At 48.6% G+C, this 2,083-nt stretch carries 1 protein-coding gene and 2 pseudogenes; all 3 read right to left on the bottom strand.

All coding sequences use genetic code 11. From position 1 onward, the window contains the following. A pseudogene (locus tag ACR0P9_RS11520) lies at positions 1–396 on the bottom strand (UDP-glucose--hexose-1-phosphate uridylyltransferase); the annotation flags it as partial. 11 nt (positions 397–407) lie between these two features. Next, a complete protein-coding gene (galE, locus tag ACR0P9_RS11525) occupies positions 408–1,397 on the bottom strand; it encodes a UDP-glucose 4-epimerase GalE (protein WP_432620289.1) in 990 nt (329 codons plus the stop codon). Positions 1,398–1,411: 14 nt separating this feature from the next. Continuing rightward, positions 1,412–2,083 (bottom strand): annotated as a pseudogene (locus ACR0P9_RS11530) (galactokinase); the annotation flags it as partial.

Raw genomic sequence — 2,083 nt, forward strand, 5'->3', positions numbered from 1 at the left:
TACATCCTTGGCGATACGATCTCTGCGGATATAATTGGTATCCTGAGAGAACTTGTAAAACCAATCAGTCGCCTTCTGCGGATCCTGTTTATATAAAGAGAAGAAAATTTGCTGAATCTGACTCGGCATAGGAACTAAGGCACCCATCAGCTCTGTATCAAATAAATCTCGATACACAATGCTGTTTTGCTTGAGCGCACCTGTTTCCAATGCACAGTCACATAAATCGTTTAATATATCTGCTAAGCTGCCGCTGGTTTCCTGTTCCGGTTCTGTGTAGGTATCTGTGTGCAGAACGGCAAGCAGCCGATTGATTGCCCACACGCGGTCTGCCTTGTCGATCAATCCGGTGTGTTCCGCATAATCGACCAGCGCTTTGATGCTTTCATTTAACATATCCCAATGCCTCACTTTGCAAATCCGTGCGGATGGTTTTTGTGCCAATTCCAAGCTGTTGCAATGATTTCTTCCAGATCTGCATGTTCCGGATGCCAGCCGAGAATGGTTTTTGCTTTTTCGCTGGATGCGATAAGCTGTGCCGGGTCACCGGCACGGCGCGGTGTAATCTTTGCCGGAATCGGGTGACCGGTAACCTTGCGTGCGGTATCAATGACTTCCTTGACGGTAAATCCAACACCGTTGCCAAGATTGAAGATGTTGCTCTCGCCGCCGTCCATTAAGTAATCCATGGCAAGAATATGCGCCTGTGCCAAATCCGTCACGTGGATGTAATCTCGAATGCACGTACCGTCCTTGGTGTCATAATCATCACCGAAGATAGAAATGTATTCGCGCTGTCCGTTCGGGACCTGTAAGATCAGCGGAATCAAATGCGATTCCGGATTGTGTGCTTCACCGATCTTGCCGGAAACGTGTGCACCGCAGGCGTTAAAATAACGCAGCGATACAAAGCGCAGTCCATGTGCCTTTCCGACCCATTTGAACATTTTTTCCATGCTCAGCTTGGTTTCGCCATAGCAGTTAGTCGGTTCGGTTTTGTCTGTTTCCAGAATCGGTACGCGTTCCGGTTCGCCATATGTTGCGGCAGTCGAAGAAAAGACGATTTTATCAATACCATGTGCTACCATAGATTCCAGCAGAACCTTTGTGCCGCACAGATTGTTGTCATAATATTTGAGCGGATTGGTCATCGATTCTCCGACAAGAGAATTAGCTGCGAAGTGAATGACGCCGTCAATCTGTTCCGATTCAAAGACAGAATCTACAAATGCTCTGTCTCGAATATCGCCCTGATATAATTTTGCCTTCGGGTGTACTGCTTCGATGTGACCGGTCTCCAAGTTGTCTGCGATGACAACATCACGTCCGGCATCAATGAGTTCATATACGGTATGCGAGCCGATATAACCCGCGCCGCCAAGTACCAAAATAGCCATACATTTTTCCTCCTTTAGGACAGTAATACCACACCGCCAGCCGGTCGAATGGTCAGCACATGACATGTATCTTTTCCGAGTACCGATTCCATCGTCGTCTTAAAATATGCCAGCATGTCATTGGGGACAAATGCTTGAATCGTACCGGCAAAGCCGCCGCCGTGCACGCGAACCGCACCGCGTCCATCCAAAATATTCTCTGCCAATGCCAGAGCAACCGACATTTCCTGTTTTTCCGGATTGACACCGGCGTATACATTTTGCAGATACATGGCAGAGGATCTGCCGGAAGCAATCACCAATTGACGGAATTTTTCAAAGTTGCCTTTTTCCAGTGCCTCTTTTTCCGCAACCGCGCGGCGATTTTCTGCGAAGAAGTGCATCGCACGCAAAACAGCGCGGTCTCCGCACTGGCGGCGCAGAGAAGGAATCGCTTTCAAAAATTCCGCTTCGTCTACTTCCCGCAATACGGTTTTTCCAAATGCTGCGGCAATTTCTCCCATCTCACGAGGAATGGCGGCATAATCTCCGGTCAGCTCAGCATGATCTCCGCCAGTATCGACGATACACAGGGAATGCTCGCTCGCGTGCATATCATAGGTAATCTTGCGCACAGTCGGTTCCTTTTGATTGGCAAAATCAATGGCGACAATGCCGCCGACAGACGATGCCATCTGATCCATCAA

This window comes from Butyricicoccus sp., from assembly GCF_050872565.1.
GTDB lineage: Bacteria > Bacillota > Clostridia > Oscillospirales > Butyricicoccaceae > Butyricicoccus_A.